The 19565-nt window shown below is 61.5% G+C and carries 18 protein-coding genes and 1 pseudogene; 16 read left to right on the forward strand and 3 right to left on the reverse strand.

The window, feature by feature from the left end; translation table 11 throughout:
- The first annotated feature begins 165 nt into the window (after window positions 1-165).
- The 14 genes and pseudogenes from ndk to EV679_RS07895 form a co-directional block, all read left to right on the forward strand.
- Window positions 166-591, forward strand: a complete 426-nt coding sequence (gene ndk, locus EV679_RS07830) for a nucleoside-diphosphate kinase (RefSeq protein WP_068368458.1) — start codon at window positions 166-168, stop codon at window positions 589-591.
- Window positions 592-658: 67 nt separating this feature from the next.
- Window positions 659-1939, forward strand: a complete 1281-nt coding sequence (gene rlmN, locus EV679_RS07835) for a dual-specificity RNA methyltransferase RlmN (protein WP_130486919.1) — start codon at window positions 659-661, stop codon at window positions 1937-1939.
- A complete protein-coding gene (locus tag EV679_RS07840; RefSeq protein ID WP_083969447.1) occupies window positions 1936-2355 on the forward strand; it encodes a helix-turn-helix domain-containing protein in 420 nt (139 codons plus the stop codon). The genes rlmN and EV679_RS07840 overlap by 4 nt, the downstream gene beginning before the upstream one ends.
- A 26-nt stretch (window positions 2356-2381) precedes the next feature.
- Entirely contained in the window at window positions 2382-3680 is a 1299-nt protein-coding gene (ispG, locus tag EV679_RS07845) for a flavodoxin-dependent (E)-4-hydroxy-3-methylbut-2-enyl-diphosphate synthase (RefSeq protein ID WP_068368455.1), read from the forward strand.
- A 70-nt stretch (window positions 3681-3750) separates the two neighbouring features.
- Window positions 3751-5037, forward strand: coding sequence for a histidine--tRNA ligase (gene hisS / locus EV679_RS07850; RefSeq protein ID WP_130486920.1), 1287 nt, complete (start codon window positions 3751-3753; stop codon window positions 5035-5037).
- 7 nt (window positions 5038-5044) lie between these two features.
- On the forward strand, window positions 5045-5689 hold the full coding sequence (locus EV679_RS07855; RefSeq protein ID WP_127773699.1) for a YfgM family protein: 645 nt from the start codon (window positions 5045-5047) through the stop codon (window positions 5687-5689).
- A complete protein-coding gene (gene bamB / locus EV679_RS07860; protein ID WP_068368445.1) occupies window positions 5689-6834 on the forward strand; it encodes an outer membrane protein assembly factor BamB in 1146 nt (381 codons plus the stop codon). The genes EV679_RS07855 and bamB overlap by 1 nt, the downstream gene beginning before the upstream one ends.
- A 6-nt stretch (window positions 6835-6840) precedes the next feature.
- Complete coding sequence (gene der / locus EV679_RS07865) at window positions 6841-8217, forward strand: ribosome biogenesis GTPase Der (RefSeq protein ID WP_127773703.1); 1377 nt, start codon at window positions 6841-6843, stop codon at window positions 8215-8217.
- Complete coding sequence (gene hisC, locus EV679_RS07870; RefSeq protein WP_130486921.1) at window positions 8214-9287, forward strand: histidinol-phosphate transaminase; 1074 nt, start codon at window positions 8214-8216, stop codon at window positions 9285-9287. Before der ends, hisC begins: the two co-directional genes overlap by 4 nt.
- Before the next feature lie 192 nt (window positions 9288-9479).
- On the forward strand, window positions 9480-9719 hold the full coding sequence (gene hfq / locus EV679_RS07875) for an RNA chaperone Hfq (protein ID WP_068368437.1): 240 nt from the start codon (window positions 9480-9482) through the stop codon (window positions 9717-9719).
- 97 nt (window positions 9720-9816) lie between these two features.
- Window positions 9817-10923: a GTPase HflX gene (hflX, locus tag EV679_RS07880; RefSeq protein WP_068368434.1), complete on the forward strand. Its 1107-nt coding sequence runs from the start codon at window positions 9817-9819 to the stop codon at window positions 10921-10923.
- Window positions 10889-12187 carry an FtsH protease activity modulator HflK gene (gene hflK, locus EV679_RS07885; RefSeq protein ID WP_068368431.1) on the forward strand — a complete coding sequence of 433 codons (1299 nt, stop codon included), beginning with the start codon at window positions 10889-10891 and terminating at the stop codon, window positions 12185-12187. Before hflX ends, hflK begins: the two co-directional genes overlap by 35 nt.
- A 15-nt stretch (window positions 12188-12202) precedes the next feature.
- Window positions 12203-13078 carry a protease modulator HflC gene (hflC, locus tag EV679_RS07890; protein WP_068368428.1) on the forward strand — a complete coding sequence of 292 codons (876 nt, stop codon included), beginning with the start codon at window positions 12203-12205 and terminating at the stop codon, window positions 13076-13078.
- A gap of 86 nt (window positions 13079-13164) precedes the next feature.
- Window positions 13165-13356, forward strand: a pseudogene (locus EV679_RS07895) (Arm DNA-binding domain-containing protein); the annotation flags it as partial.
- Window positions 13357-13395: 39 nt separating this feature from the next.
- Here EV679_RS07895 and EV679_RS07900 read toward each other — a convergent pair.
- From EV679_RS07900 to EV679_RS07910, 3 genes are all read right to left on the reverse strand, one after another.
- A complete protein-coding gene (locus EV679_RS07900) occupies window positions 13396-14817 on the reverse strand; it encodes a type II toxin-antitoxin system HipA family toxin (RefSeq protein ID WP_130486922.1) in 1422 nt (473 codons plus the stop codon).
- On the reverse strand, window positions 14807-15280 hold the full coding sequence (locus tag EV679_RS07905; protein ID WP_068368420.1) for a helix-turn-helix domain-containing protein: 474 nt from the start codon (window positions 15278-15280) through the stop codon (window positions 14807-14809). The genes EV679_RS07900 and EV679_RS07905 overlap by 11 nt, the downstream gene beginning before the upstream one ends.
- A 247-nt stretch (window positions 15281-15527) precedes the next feature.
- Window positions 15528-15764: a hypothetical protein gene (locus EV679_RS07910; protein WP_068368417.1), complete on the reverse strand. Its 237-nt coding sequence runs from the start codon at window positions 15762-15764 to the stop codon at window positions 15528-15530.
- Between EV679_RS07910 and EV679_RS18035 the strand changes: the two genes are divergently transcribed.
- Both EV679_RS18035 and EV679_RS07920 read left to right on the forward strand, forming a co-directional pair.
- Window positions 15650-15889 (forward strand): ankyrin repeat domain-containing protein, encoded by a 240-nt coding sequence (locus EV679_RS18035; RefSeq protein WP_083969505.1) that lies wholly within the window; start codon window positions 15650-15652, stop codon window positions 15887-15889. The genes EV679_RS07910 and EV679_RS18035 overlap by 115 nt on opposite strands.
- A gap of 759 nt (window positions 15890-16648) precedes the next feature.
- On the forward strand, window positions 16649-19564 hold the full coding sequence (locus EV679_RS07920; RefSeq protein ID WP_068368414.1) for a monovalent cation/H+ antiporter subunit A: 2916 nt from the start codon (window positions 16649-16651) through the stop codon (window positions 19562-19564).
- The last annotated feature ends 1 nt before the right edge of the window (window position 19565 follow it).

The following is a 19565-nucleotide window of genomic DNA, read 5'->3' on the forward strand; positions in this document are numbered from 1 at the left end:
GGAATATCTATGCCTGCCGTGTTGCTGCCTGGATGGCCGAGGTCTTCGGCGCCAGTTCTGGCGTTTGCAGCAGCAGACGGCCGCCCTGGCCAGGAGTCCGGGGTTCGGGCGCGCTGTTGATTCCCTTTCCGATTTTTCAATACGCCTTCCCCCTGGAGTATCCTGATGGCTATCGAACGCACCCTGTCGATTATCAAGCCCGACGCAGTGGCCAAGAATGTGATCGGCCAGATCATTGCCCGCTTTGAACAAGCTGGTCTGAAGATCGTGGCTGGCCGCCTGGCCCAACTGTCGCGCGCCGACGCCGAGCGTTTCTACGCAGTGCACAAAGAGCGTCCTTTCTTCAAGGATCTGGTTGATTTCATGATCTCCGGTCCCGTGTTCGTGCAAGTTCTGGAAGGCGAAGGCGCCATCCTGAAGAACCGTGAACTGATGGGCGCAACCGATCCCAAGAAGGCAGAAGCCGGCACCATCCGCGCCGATTTCGCCGAAAGCATCGACGCCAACGCCGTGCACGGTTCCGACGCACCGGAAACCGCTGCCGTCGAAGTGGCTTTCTTCTTCCCCGAAATCAACATCCACAGCCGTTGATTTCAATGGCTCGCTGGCGCCGGTGCAGTACCCGACGCCTGCGGGCGCAGACCGGCACGAGGCGAACATGATTACCAGCCCAGGCACTAGCCGCATTCCATCCGAAACGCAGGAAGTTTCCGGCGCGCAACGTCCGCAGGCCAGCGGCCAGGCGGAGCGCGTTGCGCAGTCCGCGGCTGGCGCTCAGGCAGTGGACGCCGGGCGGGTCAATTTGCTGGGCTTGCAGCCCCGGGACCTGACTGCTCAGGTCGAGCAGTGGGGGGGTAAGCCGTTTCGTGCCAAGCAACTGCTGCGCTGGGTACACCAGCGCGGCGTTGGCGAATTTTCCGCCATGAGCGATCTGGCGAAGGATTTCCGCCAACAGCTCGACGCCCGTTGCGATATCGCAGCGCCTGGCGTCGTGACAGAACAACGTTCCTCCGACGGCACCCGCAAGTGGTTGTTCGATGTGGGCAACAATAATGCCGTCGAGACAGTCTTCATCCCCGAAGATGACCGGGGCACCCTGTGCATTTCGAGCCAGGCCGGCTGTACGGTGGCCTGTCCGTTCTGTTCCACGGGGTATCAGGGTTTCAATCGCAATCTTTCCACTGCGGAAATCATCGGCCAGCTCTGGCATGTGCGCCGCGTGCTGGATGCCGATCGCGGCACGGCCCGCCTGGGCGAGGGTGCAGCAGAAATAGATCCCACCCGCGTGGTCAGCAATGTCGTCATGATGGGCATGGGCGAACCCTTGCTCAACTACGATCAGGTGGTCGGCGCCTTGCGGCTCATGCTTGATGACAATGCCTATGGCCTGTCGCGGCGCCGCGTGACGGTCTCGACCTCCGGCGTGGTGCCGATGATGGACCGGCTGTCGCAGGATTGCCCGGTGGCGCTGGCGGTCTCCCTGCATGCGCCCAACGATGCGCTGCGCGATCGCTTGGTGCCCCTGAACAAGAAATATCCGCTGGCGGAATTGCTGGACGCGTGCAATCGCTATCTGGAGTTTGCGCCGCGCGATTTCGTGACCTTCGAGTATGTCATGCTCGATGGCGTCAACGATACCGACGATAATGCGCGTGAGCTGATACGGGTGGCACGCCAGGTGAAGTGCAAGCTGAATCTGATTCCTTTCAATCCTTTCCCGCAATCGGGCCTGAAGCGTTCTTCGGCTGCGCGGGTGAAGGCGTTCGCCCAGCGCCTGATGGACGCTGGCGTCATTGTGACCGTGCGCAAGACGCGCGGCGACGATATCGACGCCGCCTGCGGTCAGCTGGCAGGGGATGTGAAAGACCGTACCCGCCTGAAAGAGCGCCGTGTGCGCCAGGGCGACATCGCCATTCCCATCGTGGAGATGCGTGCATGAGTGCCGCAGTCCTGGACGAACTCGCCGGTATGCCGGGCGCTGTGTTGCGGCGTGCGCGCGAGGCGCAGGGGCTGTCTCTGGAAGAAGTGTCGGCGCATATCCGTTTTTCCGTTGCGCAGTTGCGGGCGCTGGAGTCCGGGCAGTGGAATGCGCTGCCCAAGGGGCTGCCGCTGCGTGGTATGGTCAAGGCTTATGCGCGCCAGGTAGGCTTGCGTGAGCACGACCTGCTCAATGGCCTGGCGCCTGGCGAGCGGCCGGGCGTAGGGCTGGCAAGAGCGTTTTCGGCGGCCGATCCCCTGGTGGCCGATCCTGCCCGCCGTGGCGGTTCGACGCTGCTTTGGCTGCTGGCGCTGGTTGTCGTGGCGCTGGCGGCAGCATTGCTGGCCTACTGGCAGGGCTGGCTGGTTTTTGAATGAGTTGGCGCTGGATGCAGCGAGAAACAATGCAAACAGACGAAACGTCCCTGATGTCCGAGCAGCCCTATCCCATGGGGCCGGGCGTGCGCCGTGCGACACGTCAGGTCAGGGTGTCCTGGCTCGGCCATGAAGTCCTGGTTGGTGGCGGCGCGCCGGTCGTGGTGCAATCCATGACCAATACCGACACCGCCAATCCCATAGAAACGGCCATCCAGGTCAAGGCGCTGGCGCAGGCCGGTTCCGAAATGGTGCGGATTACCGTCAATACGCCGGATGCCGCCAAGGAAGTACCCGCGATCCGCGAACAGCTCGACCGCATGGGCGTCAATGTGCCGCTGGTGGGCGACTTCCATTACAACGGTCACAAGTTGCTGACCCAGTATCCTGAGTGCGCCCAGGCGTTGTCCAAGTACCGCATCAATCCCGGAAACATGGGTGGCGGTAAAAAGCGCGATGACAACTTCGTGCAGATGATCGAGGTCGCCTGCAAGTACGACAAGCCCGTACGCATCGGTGTGAACTGGGGTAGCCTGGACCATGAACTCATGGCCCGCATGATGGACGAGAACAACCGCCGCGCCACGCCCTGGGAAGCCCAGGCGGTCATGCGTGATGCGCTGGTGATCTCCGCCATCAGCAATGCCAGGCGCGCAGAAGAAATCGGCCTGCCGGGCAACCGCATCATTCTTTCCTGCAAGGTCAGTCATGTGCAGGACCTGATCGCCGTATACCGCGACCTGTCGGCGCGTTGCGACTATCCGCTGCACCTGGGGCTGACCGAAGCCGGCATGGGCAGCAAGGGGATCGTCGCTTCAACGGCGGCGCTGTCCGTGCTGTTGCAGGAAGGCATAGGCGATACCATCCGGATTTCGCTTACGCCTGAACCGGGTGGCGATCGGGCCCGTGAAGTCATCGTGGCCCAGGAAATATTGCAGAGCATGGGCCTGCGTGCCTTCACGCCCATGGTTGTGGCTTGCCCGGGTTGCGGCCGCACCAGCAGTACCTTCTTCCAGGAACTGGCTGACAGCATCCAGAGTTATCTGCGCAACCAGATGCCCATCTGGCGCGCCCGCTATCCCGGCGTGGAAACCATGAACGTCGCGGTCATGGGCTGTGTGGTGAATGGCCCGGGCGAAAGCCGCCATGCGGATATCGGCATCAGCTTGCCAGGCACCGGCGAAGTGCCGTCGGCCCCGGTATTCGTGGACGGCGAACGTACGGTGACGCTCAAGGGCGATACGATTGCCGAGGAATTCCAGGCGATCGTCGAGGATTATGTCGAGCGCCGCTACGGCCTGGCCGCCACGTCTTCCGAAAACAAGTAAACTGGCCGCCGTATTCCGGTATTCCAGCCTGCGGGCTGGGCGGAATGCGTGAAACCTCTAGAAAAACGATATGACCCAGGCATTTCAGAAAGTCTCCGCAATACGCGGCATGAATGATTTGCTTCCGGACGCAAGCGGGCGCTGGGAAGCTTTGGAAGAGATAGTCAGGCATTGGTTGCATGCCTATGGTTACCGCAATATGCGCACGCCGATCTTGGAGCAGACGCGCTTGTTCACGCGCGGCATCGGTGAAGTGACCGATATCGTCGAGAAGGAAATGTATACCTTCACCGACGGCCTGAATGGCGACTCCCTGACACTGCGCCCCGAAATGACGGCTGGCGTCGTGCGGGCGGCGATCGAGCACAACCTGCTGTATGACCGTCCGCAGCGAGTCTATTCGCTGGGGCCGGTATTTCGCCATGAGCGGCCGCAGCGCGGCCGCTATCGCCAGTTCCATCAGATCGACGTCGAGGCCCTGGGCTTTGCCGGTCCGGATGTCGATGCCGAACTGATCGTCATGCTGGCACGGCTGTGGAAAATCCTGGGCCTGCAGGGCATGCGCCTGGAACTGAATTCGTTGGGAGCGCCGGCGGAGCGCGCTGCGCACCGTGATGCGCTGATCAAGCACCTGGAGCAGCACAAGGACATTCTCGACGAAGATGGCTTGCGTCGCATGTACACCAACCCGTTGCGGGTGCTCGATACCAAGAATCCGGCCATGCAGGAAATGGCCAATGCTGCGCCCAAACTGTTTGATTTCCTGGGTGAGGAATCCCGCGCCCATTTCGACGGTGTGGTGGCCCGCCTGGAAGACGCAGGCATTGCCTATACCTTGAACCCGCGCATGGTGCGGGGCCTGGATTATTACAACGGTACGGTATTCGAATGGATTACCGACCAGCTTGGCGCCCAGGGCACGGTGTGCGGCGGTGGCCGTTATGATGGCCTGATCAGCCTGTTGGGCGGCAAGCCCACGCCAGCCATCGGCTTTGCCATCGGCATGGAACGCCTGCTCGATCTGTGGGGGCAGGGCGGGCTGGCGCCCCAGCCCGAGTGCGACATCTATGTCGTGCACCAGGGAGACGAGGCGCAACGGTCTGCAGCGCGCATCGCGGAAACTTTACGTGATGCCGGGCTGTCTGTGATTGTGCATGCTGGTGCTGCGGGCTTTAAAGCGCAGTTCAAACGTGCGGATGCCAGCGGCGCTCGCGCTGCCGTTATCCTGGGTGAAGAAGAGGTTTCGGGCCGCGTCGCCAGCGTCAAATGGTTGCGTGCCGACGAACAGGGCAATACGGCGCCGCAGCAGCAGGTGGCTTGGGAACAATTGTCGCAATATCTGGTAAGCAAGGCTTAAAGGCATCATGGCATACGATCTGGACGAACAGGAACAAATTGACTCGCTCAAGGCTTGGTGGTCGCGCTATGGCGTGATGGTGCTGGCGGTGGTCTTCATCGCTGCCGCCGCCTTTGCCGGTTTCCGTGGCTGGCAGTGGTATCAGCACAGCAAGGTCACCCAGGCCATGGGCTATTTCGAAGCCCTGGAGCTGGCTGTCCAGAACCCCGGCCCGGATTCGGCGGCGCGCATTGCCGCCGCCAGCGAAAGCCTGCGTACCGAATTCGCCGGCACGGGCTATGCTGCACGCGGCAGTCTGGTTGCTGCCGATGGCCTGGTTGCGCTGCAGGACCAGGATGGTGCGCGCCGCGAGCTGGAGTGGGTCATCAACAGCAGCGGTGACAAGGCGCTGGCGCCGGTCGCCCGCCTGCGTCTGGCCGGCTTGCTGCTGGACCAGGCCAAGTATGACGAGGCGCTGGCTCAGCTGGCCAATCCGCCCGAGGCCTTTGTCGCCATGTTCGAGGATCGCCGCGGCGATATCCTGTTCGCGCAAGGCAAGGTTGAAGAAGCGGGCAAGGCCTGGAATCAGGCTCGTGCAGGTCTGAAGGAAGATGATCCGCTGATCGGTTATCTGAAACTGAAAATTGACGCCTTGTCCGGAGGGCAATCCTGATGCTGCCGCGTAAATTCCGTCGTCTGCCCTTCGCTGCCGCGCTGGCTGCCAGCCTGCTGCTTGGCGCCTGCGCTTCTTCCGATGACCGCTATGAACCTGCCAAGCTGACGTCCTACACGCCCGGCGCCACGATCTCCACTGTCTGGAGCGTGGATATCGGCAGCGGCGGCGGCAGCGGCTTCGTGCCTGCCGTCAGCGGTGATGCCGTCTATGCGGCTACGCCCGGCGGCACTGTTTCCAAGGTGGATCTGTCTTCCGGCCGTGTGATCTGGAGCAACCGGGTGGCGCGCAAGCTGTCTGCCGGGGTGGGCACCGACGGCAATCTCGTGGTGGTCGTGACGCCTGCGGGCGAGATCATCGCGCTGGATGGCGATGGTCAGGAAAAGTGGCGTGCCAAGGCCACCAGCGAAGTTCTGATTCCACCTGTCGTTGATGACGGCTATGTCGTGGTGCGCAGTGGCGACTACCGTATCCAGGCTTTCAATGCAGACACCGGTGCGCGCCTGTGGAGCGTGCAGCGTCCGGGCCCTGCGCTGGCGTTGCGGGCCCCCACCCAGATGATTCTGGTGGACGGGTTGCTGATCACCGGCATGCCGGGCGGCAAGATGCTGGTCATCAATGTGGCGACCGGCAACGTCCAGTGGGAAGGGACCGTGGCGACGCCCAAGGGCGCGACCGACCTGGAACGCGTGACCGACGTTGTCGGCCAGCCGCAGGTGGTTGGCGCCTTGCTCTGCGCGGCCGCCTACCAGGGCCGCGTGCTGTGCTTCGATGTGTCGCAGGGCGGCCGCATCGTCTGGAGCAAGGATTTCTCCAGTTCCTCGGGTATTTCCGTGGATGACCGCCTGCTGTTCGCCAGCAGCCAGAACAGCGAAGTGTTCGGCTTCATGCTCGAAGACGGCACGACCCTGTGGCACCAGGATGCCCTGCGCAACCGCAGCCTGACTGCGCCGCAGGTGAAGGGTGGTGTCGTGGCGGTAGGCGACTACGATGGCTATGTGCATTTCCTCGACCGTGCCGATGGTCACCTGCTGGGCCGTGTCAGCCTGGGTGGCGGCGCGATTGTTTCTCCTTTGCAGGCCAGCTACGCCGGCGTGCTGGTGCAAACCGGCAATGGCAAGCTGTCTCTGCTTTCAGTGAATTGATATAACGTGTCGTTCAAACCTGTCGTAGCCCTGGTCGGGCGCCCCAATGTAGGCAAATCGACCCTTTTCAACCGTCTGACGCGCTCGCGCGCCGCGTTGGTGGCCGATTTTTCCGGGCTGACCCGTGATCGCCACTACGGCGAAGGCCGCGTCGGGGACATTCCGTTCCTGGTGGTGGATACTGGCGGTTTCGAGCCCGTTGCCAAGGATGGGATCCTGCGCGAAATGGCGCAGCAGACCCGCCAGGCGATCGCCGAGGCCGACGTGGTCGTGTTCCTGGTGGATGCGCGGGCAGGTTTGAATGCCCATGATCAGGATATCGCTCGCCTGCTGCGTACCTGCACCCAGCATATCGTGCTGGCAGTGAACAAGGCCGAAGGCATGTCGGAAAATGCTGCCATCGCCGAGTTTCATGAACTCGGTCTGGGGCAGCCGCACGCGATTTCCTCGGCTCATGGCGATGGGGTGGTCGATCTCATCACCCAGGCGCTCGAGCCCTTCCGCGACACTGCCGAAGAAGAAGCCCAGCAGGAAGCCGAGGCCCAGGCGGCGGAGGACGGCGAGGCGCTGGCACACCGCATCAAGCTGGCTATCGTCGGCCGCCCCAACGTGGGCAAGTCCACGCTGATCAATACGCTGCTGGGCGAAGACCGCGTCATCGCCTTCGACATGCCGGGCACTACCCGTGATGCCATCGAAATCGAATTTTCGCAGGGCGGCAAGGACTACACGCTGATAGACACTGCCGGACTGCGCAAGCGCGGCAAGGTCTTCGAAGCCATCGAAAAATTCTCCGTCATCAAGACCCTGCAGGCAATCGAAGCCAGCAATGTCGTGGTGCTGATGATAGATGGCCAGCAGGAAGTCTCGGAGCAGGATGCACACATCGCCGGTTTCGTCCTGGAAACAGGGCGGGCGCTGGTGGTGGCCATCAACAAGTGGGATGGCATGGACGAAGACCAGCGCGAGCGCATCCAGCGCGAGTTCGAACGCAAGCTGCGCTTCCTGGCCTTTGCCCGTATGCACACGATTTCGGCCTTGAAGGGGCAGGGCGTCAAAGCGTTGTTGAAGTCCGTCAATGCTGCACACGCGGCTGCCTTCGCCAAGCTGTCCACGCCCAAGCTGACGCGCGAATTGCACGCAGCAGTCGAGCAGCAGCAGCCGCCGCGCAAGGGTATTTTCCGGCCCAAGATGCGCTACGCCCACCAAGGCGGCCAGAATCCGCCGCTGATCGTGGTGCACGGCAGCGCACTGGACGCGATTCCGGATTCCTACCGGCGCTACCTGGAGGCCCGTTTCCGTACGGCCTTCGATCTGGCCGGCACGCCGTTGCGCATTGAGTTCAAGTCTTCCCACAATCCTTATGTCGAAGGCAAGCAATGAGTCGTTTCTGGAGCAGCAAGACGCGTGAACTGAAGCCCTATGTGCCGGGTGAACAGCCGCGTGAGCAGCGCCTCATCAAGCTCAATACCAATGAGTTGCCATACGGGCCGTCGCCCCGGGCGCTCGCCGCCATGCGCGACGCGTGTGACGACAGCCTGCGCCTGTATCCTGACCCCACCGGCCTGGCGTTGCGGCAATCCATTGCCCGGACCTATGGTCTGGATGTCAGCCAGGTGTTTGTTGGCAACGGATCGGACGAAGTGTTGGCCCATGCCTTTCAGGCGCTGCTGCAACAGTCGGCGCCGCTGCGCTTCCCCGATATCACCTACAGCTTCTATCCGGTCTATTGCGGCCTGTACGGCATTGAAAGCGTGCGGGTGCCGCTGACGCAGGACCTGCGCTTGCAGCCGGAGGACTACCAGGACAATGCCGGCCCCATCATTTTTGCCAATCCCAATGCGCCGACCGGCACGGCATTGCCGCTCTCCGAGGTAGAGGCGATCGTGGCAGCCAATCCGGACCACGTGGTCGTCATAGACGAAGCCTACGTGGATTTCGGCGGCGAATCCGCTGTTCCGCTAATTGCTCGCTACGACAACCTGTTGGTCGTCCATACGCTTTCCAAGTCGCGCGGCCTGGCCGGTCTGCGTGTCGGCTATGCGCTGGGGCATGCCGACCTGATCGGAGGCCTGGTGCGTGTAAAGGATAGTTTCAATTCTTATCCGCTGGATCGTCTCGCTTTGGCGGGCGCCCAGGCGGCCGTTGAAGATACGGCTTACTTGGCCGAGTGCTGCGCCCGAGTGGCGCTGACGCGTGCGAACACGGTTGCCGCATTGCGCCAACTGGGCTTTGACGTCCTGCCTTCCGCGGCGAATTTCATCTTCGCGCGCCATCCTGGCCGTCATGCGGCGGAGTTGGCGGGGGCCTTGCGGCAGCGCCACATCATCGTGCGTCATTTCCAGCAAGCTCGTATCGAACAATACCTGCGTATCTCGATCGGCACGGATGCTGAAATGGCTGCACTGTGTGACGCGCTCTCAGGCATACTGGCAGATCAAGGCGGTTGCTGATTGAAGGTGCTGGAAACATTCGGGAAAACCCTGTAGAGTGCTATGTTTAATCCACGCGTCTTCCTGCGCCGGCGCCTGCCGTCTCTGGAAGCACTGAGGCAGGCATCGCGGGCGCTTGTCTCACCCCTGGCCCATGGTGCCAACTGCCTGGGTCAATGCCACTAAAACCAATAACATCAAGGAGCCTGGCCAATGAGCAACAAAGGGCAAACACTGCAAGATCCGTTTCTGAACGCACTGCGCAAAGAGCACGTGCCGGTATCCATCTATCTCGTCAACGGCATCAAGCTGCAAGGCCAGATCGAATCCTTCGACCAGTATGTCGTGCTGTTGCGCAATACGGTTACGCAGATGGTCTACAAGCATGCCATCTCCACGGTCGTTCCGGCGCGTGCGGTCTCTTTCCAGGTCGCTGAACAGGGTGCTGCCTGATTCCGGCCGGATATTCAATTTCATACAGGCCGGCAGCTGCTGCGCACATGTGCGGCGGCCGCACGGCTGACCGGCGGGCCAGCCGGAAAGGAGGCCGATGCGCGCATTGATCATCAGCGTGGACCTCGGGTCACCGGATCACATCGCTCACGCGGAAGAATTCAAAATGCTGGCCGAAGGGGCCGGCGCCGAGATCGTGGATGTCATCACGGTCAAGCGTCAGCGCCCGGATGCGGCCTATTTCATCGGTACCGGCAAATTGGAAGAGGCGGTCGCACTGTCCAAGGCGCACGAGGCTGAAGTCATCCTGTTCGATCAGCCGCTGTCGCCGGCACAGCAACGCAACCTGGAACGCCAGATCGGTCTGCGAGTGGTGGATCGGGTGGCACTCATCCTCGATATCTTCGCGCTCAGGGCCCAGAGCCACGAAGGCAAGCTGCAGGTAGAGCTGGCCCAGTTGCAGCACTTGTCCACGCGCCTGACGCGGCTTTGGACTCACCTTGAGCGCCAGCGTGGCGGGATAGGCATGCGCGGCCCGGGCGAATCGCAGCTGGAAATGGATCGTCGCATGATAGGCGACAAGGTCAAGGGCCTGCGAGAGCGCCTGGCCAAGGTAGAGCGGCAGCGCCGGACACAACGTCGTTCACGCAATCGTGGCGTACACATGTCGGTCTCGCTGGTCGGCTATACCAACGCCGGCAAGTCTACCTTGTTCAATGCCCTGACGCGGGCCGGCGCTTATGCCGCCGACCAGTTGTTCGCAACCCTGGATACGACGACACGCCGCATCTGGATAGAAGGCGCCGGACAGGTAACGATTTCCGACACAGTGGGTTTCATCCGCGATCTTCCGCCTACACTAATTGCGGCTTTCCGCGCTACGCTCGAAGAAACCGTGCACGCGGATCTGTTGCTGCACGTCGTGGATGCGTCCAGTCCGCAGCGCGACGAGCAAATACTGGAAGTCGAAAAGGTATTGCAGGATATTGGCGCAGGAGACATACCCCGTATCCAGGTCTATAACAAAATCGACCTCGCAGGCCTGGCCCCGCGTGTCGATTATGATGTGCATGGTACGATTGCGCGAGTATTTGTCAGCGCCGCAGAGCGCATCGGTCTGGACGCGTTGCGCGGGGCAATAGCGCAGGCCGCCATTAATGCAGGGAACAATGTCAGCACTTTCCAAACTGTTCAATCTGAATGATCCCGGCTGGGGCCGGAACAACAAGCCAGGCGACAAACGGCCGGGGCGCAATCAGGATGGTCCGCCAGATCTCGACGAGGTCTGGAAGGATTTCAACCAGCGTCTGGGCGGCATGTTTGGCCGCAAGCGTTCCGGTGGTGGCCAGGGGGGCGGCAACGGCTCGGCCGGTGGCCCGTCTTCGCGCGGCTTCCGGGTCGGCGCAGGTGTTGTCGCACTGGTGGCGGCCGGCCTGTGGGCGGCCAGCGGCTTCTATATCGTGCAGGAAGGCCAGGTGGCTGTCGTGACGCAGTTCGGCAAGTACAAGTCGACCTCGCCTCCCGGCTTCCAGTGGCGCCTGCCGTATCCGTTCCAGAACCATGAACTGGTCAATGTTTCCCAGTTGCGTACCTTTGAGGTGGGCTTCCGGGGCAATGCGCGCAACAAGGTGCTGCAGGAATCCCTGATCCTGACGGACGACGAAAATATCGTCGACGTCCAGTTCGTGGTGCAGTACCGCCTGCGTGGCAACGGCGCGCCGGATTATCTCTTCAAGATGCGTGATCCGGACGAAGCCGTGCGCCAGGCGTCTGAAGCCGCCATGCGCGAGATCGTTGGCCGCAAGCCCATGGACTTCGTGCTCTACGAGGGTCGTACCGAAGTTGCCGGTGAAGTGCAGACGCTGATGCAGCAGATCCTGGATCGCTACCATACCGGTATCCAGGTCAGCACCGTCGCTATCCAGAACGTGCAGCCGCCGGAGCAGGTCCAGGCCGCGTTCGACGATGCCGTCAAGGCGGGCCAGGACCGCGAGCGTCAGATCAACGAAGGCCAGGCCTATGCCAACAAGGTCGTGCCGCTGGCCCGTGGTACGGCGTCGCGCATGATCGAACAGGCCGAGGGCTATCGGGCCAAGGTGACGGGCGATGCCGAGGGTGATGCCTCGCGCTTCCTCAGTATCCTGGACGAGTACCGCAAGGCACCGGATGTCATGCGTGATCGCATGTACCTGGAAACGATGCAATCTATCTATGGCAATTCCAGCAAGGTGCTGGTTGATACCAAGGATGGCAGCAACATGATCTACCTGCCGCTCGACAAGCTGGTTTCGTCGGGTGCCGCCAACAAGGCGGACAACAACGCAGCCCAGGCGGGCGGCGCAGCGGTCCAGGCTCAGCAGGGCAGGGATGTTCCGGCAACCGGCTCGGCGCCCAGCGTGGGCAGTGCCTCTGGCTCAGGCCAGGGCGCACAGCCCTATTCGCTGACCCGCGACCGTCCCGTCCGCTAAGGAGCACCCAGTATCATGAAACGTTTCGCCGTTCCCTTTCTCATCGTCATCATGGCAGTCATCGCGCTGCTGTCGTCCTGCCTGTTCATCGTGCGCGAGCGCGATTACGCCATGGTATTCGCGCTGGGTGAAATCAAGCGCGTCATCAGCGAACCGGGCCTGTATTTCAAGCTGCCGCCGCCGTTCCAGAACGTGGTAACGCTGGACAAGCGCATTCTGACGATCGAAACCTCGGATTCCGAGCGTATCCAGACTTCCGAAAAGAAGAACCTGCTGCTGAGTTCCTACGTCAAGTGGAAGATTGCGGATCCTTTCCAGTACTACGTGACCTTCGGTGGTAACGAGCGTGCTGCCCAGGAACGTCTGCAGGCTCAGATTCGTGATGCCCTCAACGCTTCCGTGAACATCCGCACCGTCAAGGATGTGGTGTCCAAGGAACGTGACAAGATCATGGACGAAGTGCGTACCAACGTGGCGCGCCGCGCCGAGCCGCTGGGCGTGGAAATCATTGATGTGCGCCTGAAGCGCCTGGAGTTCGCTCCGGAAATTTCCGAATCGGTCTATCGCCGTATGGAAGCCGAGCGTACCCGTGCCGCCAATGAACTGCGCTCCATCGGTGCTGCCGAAAGCGAGAAGATCCGTGCGGAGGCCGACCGCACGCACGAGGAAATCGTGGCCAAGGCCTATGCGCAGGCTCAGGGCATCAAGGGTGAGGGCGATGCTGCTGCCGCCAACATCTATGCTTCCGCTTATACCAAGGACCCGGATTTCTACCGATTCTACAAGAGCCTGGATGGTTACCGCTCCGCCTTCTCCGGCCCGAACGATGTCATGGTGGTCGATCCTTCCTCGGATTTCTTCCGCTTCATGAAGGATTCCAAGGGCAAGTAAACCAGGGAGAGCGCCGGGGCCTCTTTGGAACCCGCTCCCTGTCCAGCAGAAAACGCGTGCTCAGGCACGCGTTTTTTTTGTCGCCGGGCCGCAAGGTGTTCATGCTCCAGTGCCGCACCAACGCTGGCGAGCGCCGCAAGCCCGCCCTGGGGCAGTACGGGGAACTGACGGTCGATCAGGCACGCACGATGGCGCAGGAGTGGCTGGCCGAGGTGCGTAAAGGCGGTGACTCCAGCGCGGCCAAGAACGCCGCCCGCAAGGCACCAACTATGAAGGAGTTTTGATGGAAGGGCTTGGGTCGTCCAGCGCTTTTTGCCTCAGGAGGCCTGACCTGAACTGGGCACTTTGAGTTCGCGCAGTTCCTTGCTGAGCTCGGGGCTGGCCAAGTTCTCCAGCCGACGCAGCGCGCCCTGCACATACTCGGTCTCCAGCGCGGTTGCCCCGTACTTCTCGAACTTCTCCAGATATGCCCGCGACGCAGTCCACACCTGGTGGATGGCTTGCACCGCGTTTGTTCGTGAGGAATGAAACGCTGACCAGCGAGACAGGGCATTGTCCAAGCTGGCTTCGCGCCCCATCTCTCCCACCCCCAGGTGCAGATGCCGGGTGAACGCAGCGGTGTTCATGGGCAGCACGTCGTACAGAGGGCTTAGACGCCAACCCTTGGCTGCAACGTCGTACACAAAGGCGTGATTTCGCAGGTGGTCGTCGTTGTTGTTCACGATGATGTTGAACACCATCCGCGCGAACATCTCTTGGACGTCTGACTTGATGAAGCCCGGTGCCCCGTATTGACGAATCGCCTTGGCAATGTCCTCGTAGGAGCTGCGCTGGGCGTCGTATTCGTCAACACCCATCAAGGTCATGGCGGAGCACACCGCGATGCGCCCCTCTGTGCGCTTGATTCCGTTATGGGTGATGCCCGGGTCTGAGAGCCAGCTCTCTTGGCCTGCTGCCAGCAGTTCACCGGGCTCTGCCCAGAAACGGTCAAAGCGCCGGATGAACAGCACCTTTTGGTCGCCGATGGTCTTTACATCGACAGGTGGCACACGAAGCCCTGCTTCCCGGGCGAGGTCAAGGGCGCCCGCTTCAAGAACAGCGTTGCAGGCCTTGTCATCCTTAGAAGGGAACTTGGCCAGGTAGAGCACTCCGGTATCGTCGCGCACCGTCGCCTTTGGGCGTGCGCCGCCAGCCGAGCTCAAGCCGTTAAAATAGGGCAGCAGATGCTGCGGTACCGTCTCTTGGTTTTCGATAAGGGTTGCGATATCCAGCAGCCTTCCCAGCTCAATCACGCTGTGGGCATGGGTTGTGCCTTTAGAGTCAATGTCAACTCGCACATCGAGCGCGCCCACCCGGTCGCTTCCCGCTTCGAGCAGGTAGGCGACCTCAGGAAGCGTGCCGGTGCGCACACCCAGCATGTTTTCGATGACCCGCCGTCCCCAGGCGTCCGGCGCAGAGTCACGGATTCCTCCAAACTCTGTCAGGCCAGGCAACACAAAGCGCGTGGTGCCACCCCGCTCACCCGCTAAGGGGAGTGCTCGGGGGTCTACCTCTATCGCGTTTGGACGGCCCACGTACTTAGTGCCGTAGGTGAACGTTGGGCTAAGGTTTTCTCCAATGTTCTCAAGCCGCCCCGCGGGTACAAAGCCATTATGGGCGGGGTCAGGGGCACCCACCAGATGAGCGAAGACCGCAACCCGCGTTGGGGGCTTGAAGTATTTGTTGTGTTCAGAAGTCATAGTCACTCAATTTCTTCTCTTTGGCCACAGTTTTTGCGAGGCGCAGGCGTTCTGCTTCGGCCTCCTCACGAGTACGATTTTTAAGTGCATCGAACCTGCCTGGGACCTCGCCTCGCTTGAGGCTGACGTGGCTGGTGTGAATATGAGTGGGGCCTGTGTTCCTCACCCGCGCAGGAATTACATGTTCGCGGAAATTCTTGACGGCGGGGATATCGTCAGTCAGCAATGCCAAAAGGCTGTATCCCGGCGCCAGCACCTCCAGGTACCTCAGAATCTGCGCCAGCGTGCGGCTCGCGTCCCCCGATTCGATGAGCACAGCGGTAGACCGAGACACACCCGCGCGCTCAGCCGCATGGGCCTGCGTCACGCCCAAGGCTTTGCGAAGCAGCGCCAGCTTGAGGCCGAGTTGGCGGGCCTCCTGAAGCCGTGCTTCCGTCATGCGGGTTGTTTCGTCATATTTCATCGGGGTACTCCTCCATGGCCGCAATTACAGTCATACGGACCCAATATGACTGATATTACAGACATTGTATGGGTTGGCGTAATAACTGCACCGTCTAGGCTCATATTACCGAAATTATGTCCGTAATAGCAGTCCTATCTATTCTTGGGGAATGATATTACGGACATTTAACTTTGCTAAGAGCTGCCGTTCAGAGCGAAACGGCATCTTTTGCGCGAATATCGTTCAGCGTAGCGCCACTGACTTGCTACTTGCGGCGGCCGACAGGGGTGTACTTCGCGGCACGCTCAAATTCAGCTTTGCCATGTCTCTTGGCTTGCAAGAGGTCGGAGGCCTTCGCGACGACCACGCCGAGCGACAGCTCAATAGCTGCGACGTCATTCAGCGGGCGTTTTTCCTTGCCCAAGGCGCAGACCCAGATTTGATGGAAAAAAAACGGGTCTAGCCCCGCTTCATTGGGCCGCGAGCCACGGAAATCTTGCAACCGCGAAGGCCCTAATTGCAGGAGGTGCCACGCCCAATGTCGCAAACTCGTATGGTCAAACCGCCGCAGTACTGGCACGAGCTCATCGAAAATGGGAAATTGCGCAATTTTTGAATGCTCTTTAACGGCTATCTTCTTTCACCGCCACAGTGCGACGTGGCTTGCTTTCTCAAGGCTCTCATGTGGCTCCTAGCCCACGACGCTGCATCCTCTGCAAGCGGCATGAAACAGAGCTAACCTATTGCCCCATATATGGTTTCAAGCCCCTCGTGCTTTCCACGAAAGGCTTGATATAGGCCCTTTTTTGTCGCCGGGCCGCCCCAAGACAAACCCCCCCCCTGAGGGGCCGCAAGCCAAAGGCGTAGTGCGGGGGTCCTTATTTGCCTGGCGGATCGTGTTTCCTGCTGAACAGGGAAGAGTGGCGGTGTTAATGCAGGAGATGCCGAGTTTGGCGAGGATGGGCTGATTTGAGAGCAGTCTGCGTCGGATGTGTGCAGGATGCTGACATTTCGAGAAGATTTCTCAAAAAATGTTTTTTGCGTTGCAGCATTCGCTTGGCAGGCTGGGTGATTGCCTCAGGTCGCGTCTTGCCGGGAGATTCCAAGGGGCAGAACGGAAGCCAGGCCGACTGCACTTTCCTTATCGGGTTATGGATGTTGCAGGTGCACATTTTTTTGTGTAACAAGCGTGTGACTGATGGGGGTAGAATGCTTTTTCAATTGTTGTCCATACGTTTTTTCCCGGCGCCGCGGGGGCCACACCAGGAGAAGAAAACTGTCCAAACAGCATGATGCAAGGTCCGTCGCGGTGCGGGCCTGTCGAGGTGGATACACTGAATTCCGTGTCCGGCAAGTGTTGCCGAAGGCGCCAGGGGGGCTGGCGTCATGAGGTTGTTGCTGCTGCTGATCCTGCCGTTCGTGGCGAGCCTGGTGGTTGCCAGGCTGCCGCGCGACGGCCGTAGCCGCGAGTCCTGGGCCGCAGGCCTGGTGGCCGCGGCCGGACTGTTGTTGACGCTGTCGCTGTATCCCAGTGTCACCGACGGCGGCGTGGTGCATTTCACGCTGGCGTGGGCGCCTACCCTGGGCCTGGACTTCTCGCTGCGCATGGATGGCCTGGCGTGGATGTTCGCGCTGATGGTCACCGGCATCGGTGTGCTGGTGACGATGTACGCGCGCTACTACATGTCGCCCCAGGACCCGGTACCACGCTTTTTTGCGTTCCTGCTGGTCTTCATGGGTGCCATGCTCGGGGTGGTGCTGTCAGGCAACCTGATCCAGCTCGCGCTGTTCTGGGAATTGACCAGCCTGGCGTCTTTCTTCCTGATTTCCTACTGGTACCACCGCAGTGATGCACGCCAGGGCGCGCGCATGGCGCTGACGGTGACTGCCACGGGTGGCCTGTGCCTGCTGGCCGGTGTGCTGTTGCTCGGTCATATTGTCGGCAGCTACGACCTGGATACGGTGCTGGCTTCCGGTGCACTCATCCGCCAGAGTCCGCTCTATCTGCCGGCGCTGATCCTCGTGGCATTGGGCGCCCTGACCAAAAGCGCGCAGTTCCCGTTCCACTTCTGGCTGCCCCATGCCATGTCGGCGCCGACCCCTGTGTCGGCCTATCTCCACTCGGCCACCATGGTGAAGGCCGGGGTATTCCTGCTGCTGCGCCTGTCTCCGGCGCTGGCCGGCACTGACGCATGGTTCTGGTTGATCGGCGGCGCGGGGATGGTCACGCTGGTGCTGGGCGCCTATGCGGCCATTTTCCAGACCGACATGAAGGGCGTGCTGGCCTATTCCACCATCAGCCACTTGGGCTTGATCACCCTGATGCTGGGGATGGACAGCCCGCTGGCGACGGTCGCGGCGATTTTCCACATTTTGAACCATGCGACCTTCAAGGCGTCGCTGTTCATGGCGGTGGGGATCGTCGATCACGAAACCGGCACGCGCGACATCCGGCGCCTGAACGGCTTGCGGCATTGCATGCCGATTACCGCCACGCTCGCAACCGTGGCGGCCGCAGCCATGGCAGGGGTGCCGCTGCTCAACGGCTTCCTGTCCAAGGAAATGTTCTTCTCGGAGACCCTGTTCCTGGAGCGTGCCGGACTGTTTCATGTGGCCCTGCCGGTGGCTGCCACCGTTGCAGCGATGGGCAGCGTGATCTATTCGCTGCGTATGATTCACCAGGTTTTCTTCGGCCCGCTGGCCACGGACTTGCCGCGCACGCCGCACGAGGCGCCGCGCTGGATGCGCTTCCCGATCGAGATGCTGGTGCTGGCCTGCCTGATCGTAGGCATCGTGCCGGCCTGGGCGGTCGGCCCCATGCTGCAATCGGCCGCCATCTCGGTGCTGGGCGACCATCTGCCGGCATATAGCCTGGCGATCTGGCACGGGTTCAACATGCCGCTGATCATGAGCATCCTGGCGCTCGCAGGCGGCGTGGCCGTGTACGTTGTCATGAACCGCCACCTCAAGGTGGGCGAAATCGACGGTACGCCGCTGATCTACGGTTTCGATGGCAAGCGCACCTATGAACACCTCAAGGCGCGCTTCACCGACGGCGCGGCCTGGCTGCTGCGCTATGTCAGCACGGACCGCCTGCAGCAGCAGATTCTCTGCATCCTGCTGGTGGCCTTGCTTGCCGGCGTGACCCCCTTCATGAAGGGGGAGCGCGTCGGTGCCTTGCCGGGTTGGCATGAATTCGATCCGCTGTTCGCGCTGATGTGGCTATTCGGCGCGGCCTGCGCCGTGGGCGTGGCCTTCCAGGCCAAGTACCACCGCCTGGCAGCCCTGATCATGCTGAGCGGGACCGGCCTGGTGACGGTCATGACCTTCGCCTGGCTGTCTGCCCCCGACCTGGCCCTGACGCAGTTGGGCGTAGAGATCGTCACTACGGTATTGATCCTGCTGGGCCTGCGCTGGCTGCCCATGCGCGTCGAGCAGGCGGGGGAGACCCAGCCTAACCAGGTCAAGGAACTGTTGACCAGCCTGCGGCGCCTGCGTGATCTGGCGATCGCTGTCCTGGTGGGCCTGGGCATGGCCGGCCTGGCGTATATCGTCATGACGCACAACCAGGGCTACAACCTGTCGAATTTCTTCCTGCAGGCTGCCCGTCCGCTGGGCCACGGCAATAACGTCGTGAATGTGATCCTGGTCGACTTCCGCGGCTTCGATACGCTGGGTGAGATCACTGTGCTGTGCGCCGTGGCGCTGACGGTCTATGCCTTGCTGCGCCGCTTCCGCCCGGCGATGGAAAGCCTGGGGCGCACGCGCCAGCAGGTCGATCCCTACGCCTACGGCAATCTGGACGCTCGTGACGGTGATCTGCCGCTGGACTACCTGATGGTGCCGGCGGTGGTCGTGCGCCTGCTGCTGCCCATGGCCGGCATGGTGTCCATTTATCTGCTGCTGCGTGGTCACAACCTGCCGGGTGGCGGCTTTGTCGGCGGCCTGGTCATGGCGATGGCCATCCTGTTGCAGTACATGGTGGGGGGGACGGCCTGGGTCGAGTCGCGCATGCGCCTGCGGCCCCAGCACTGGATTGGCGGCGGCCTGCTGCTGGCCGCGCTGACCGGTGCGCTTTCGTGGCTGGCCGGCAGTCCCTACATGGATTCCATGTTGCTGGAATTTTCCTTGCCCTTGTTCGGCAAGATCGCGCTGGGCACGGTATTGCTGTTCGACATCGGCGTCTACATGCTGGTGGTCGGCTCGACCGTGTTGATGCTGGTGGCGCTGGCGCACCAATCGGCACGCAGCCAGCGGGCCCGCGCCGCCATGGCGGAGAATGCAGCCGAGGAGGGCGCTTGAT

The sequence above is a fragment of the Kerstersia gyiorum genome (assembly GCF_004216755.1).
In the GTDB taxonomy this organism is placed as follows: Bacteria; Pseudomonadota; Gammaproteobacteria; order Burkholderiales; family Burkholderiaceae_B; genus Kerstersia; species Kerstersia gyiorum.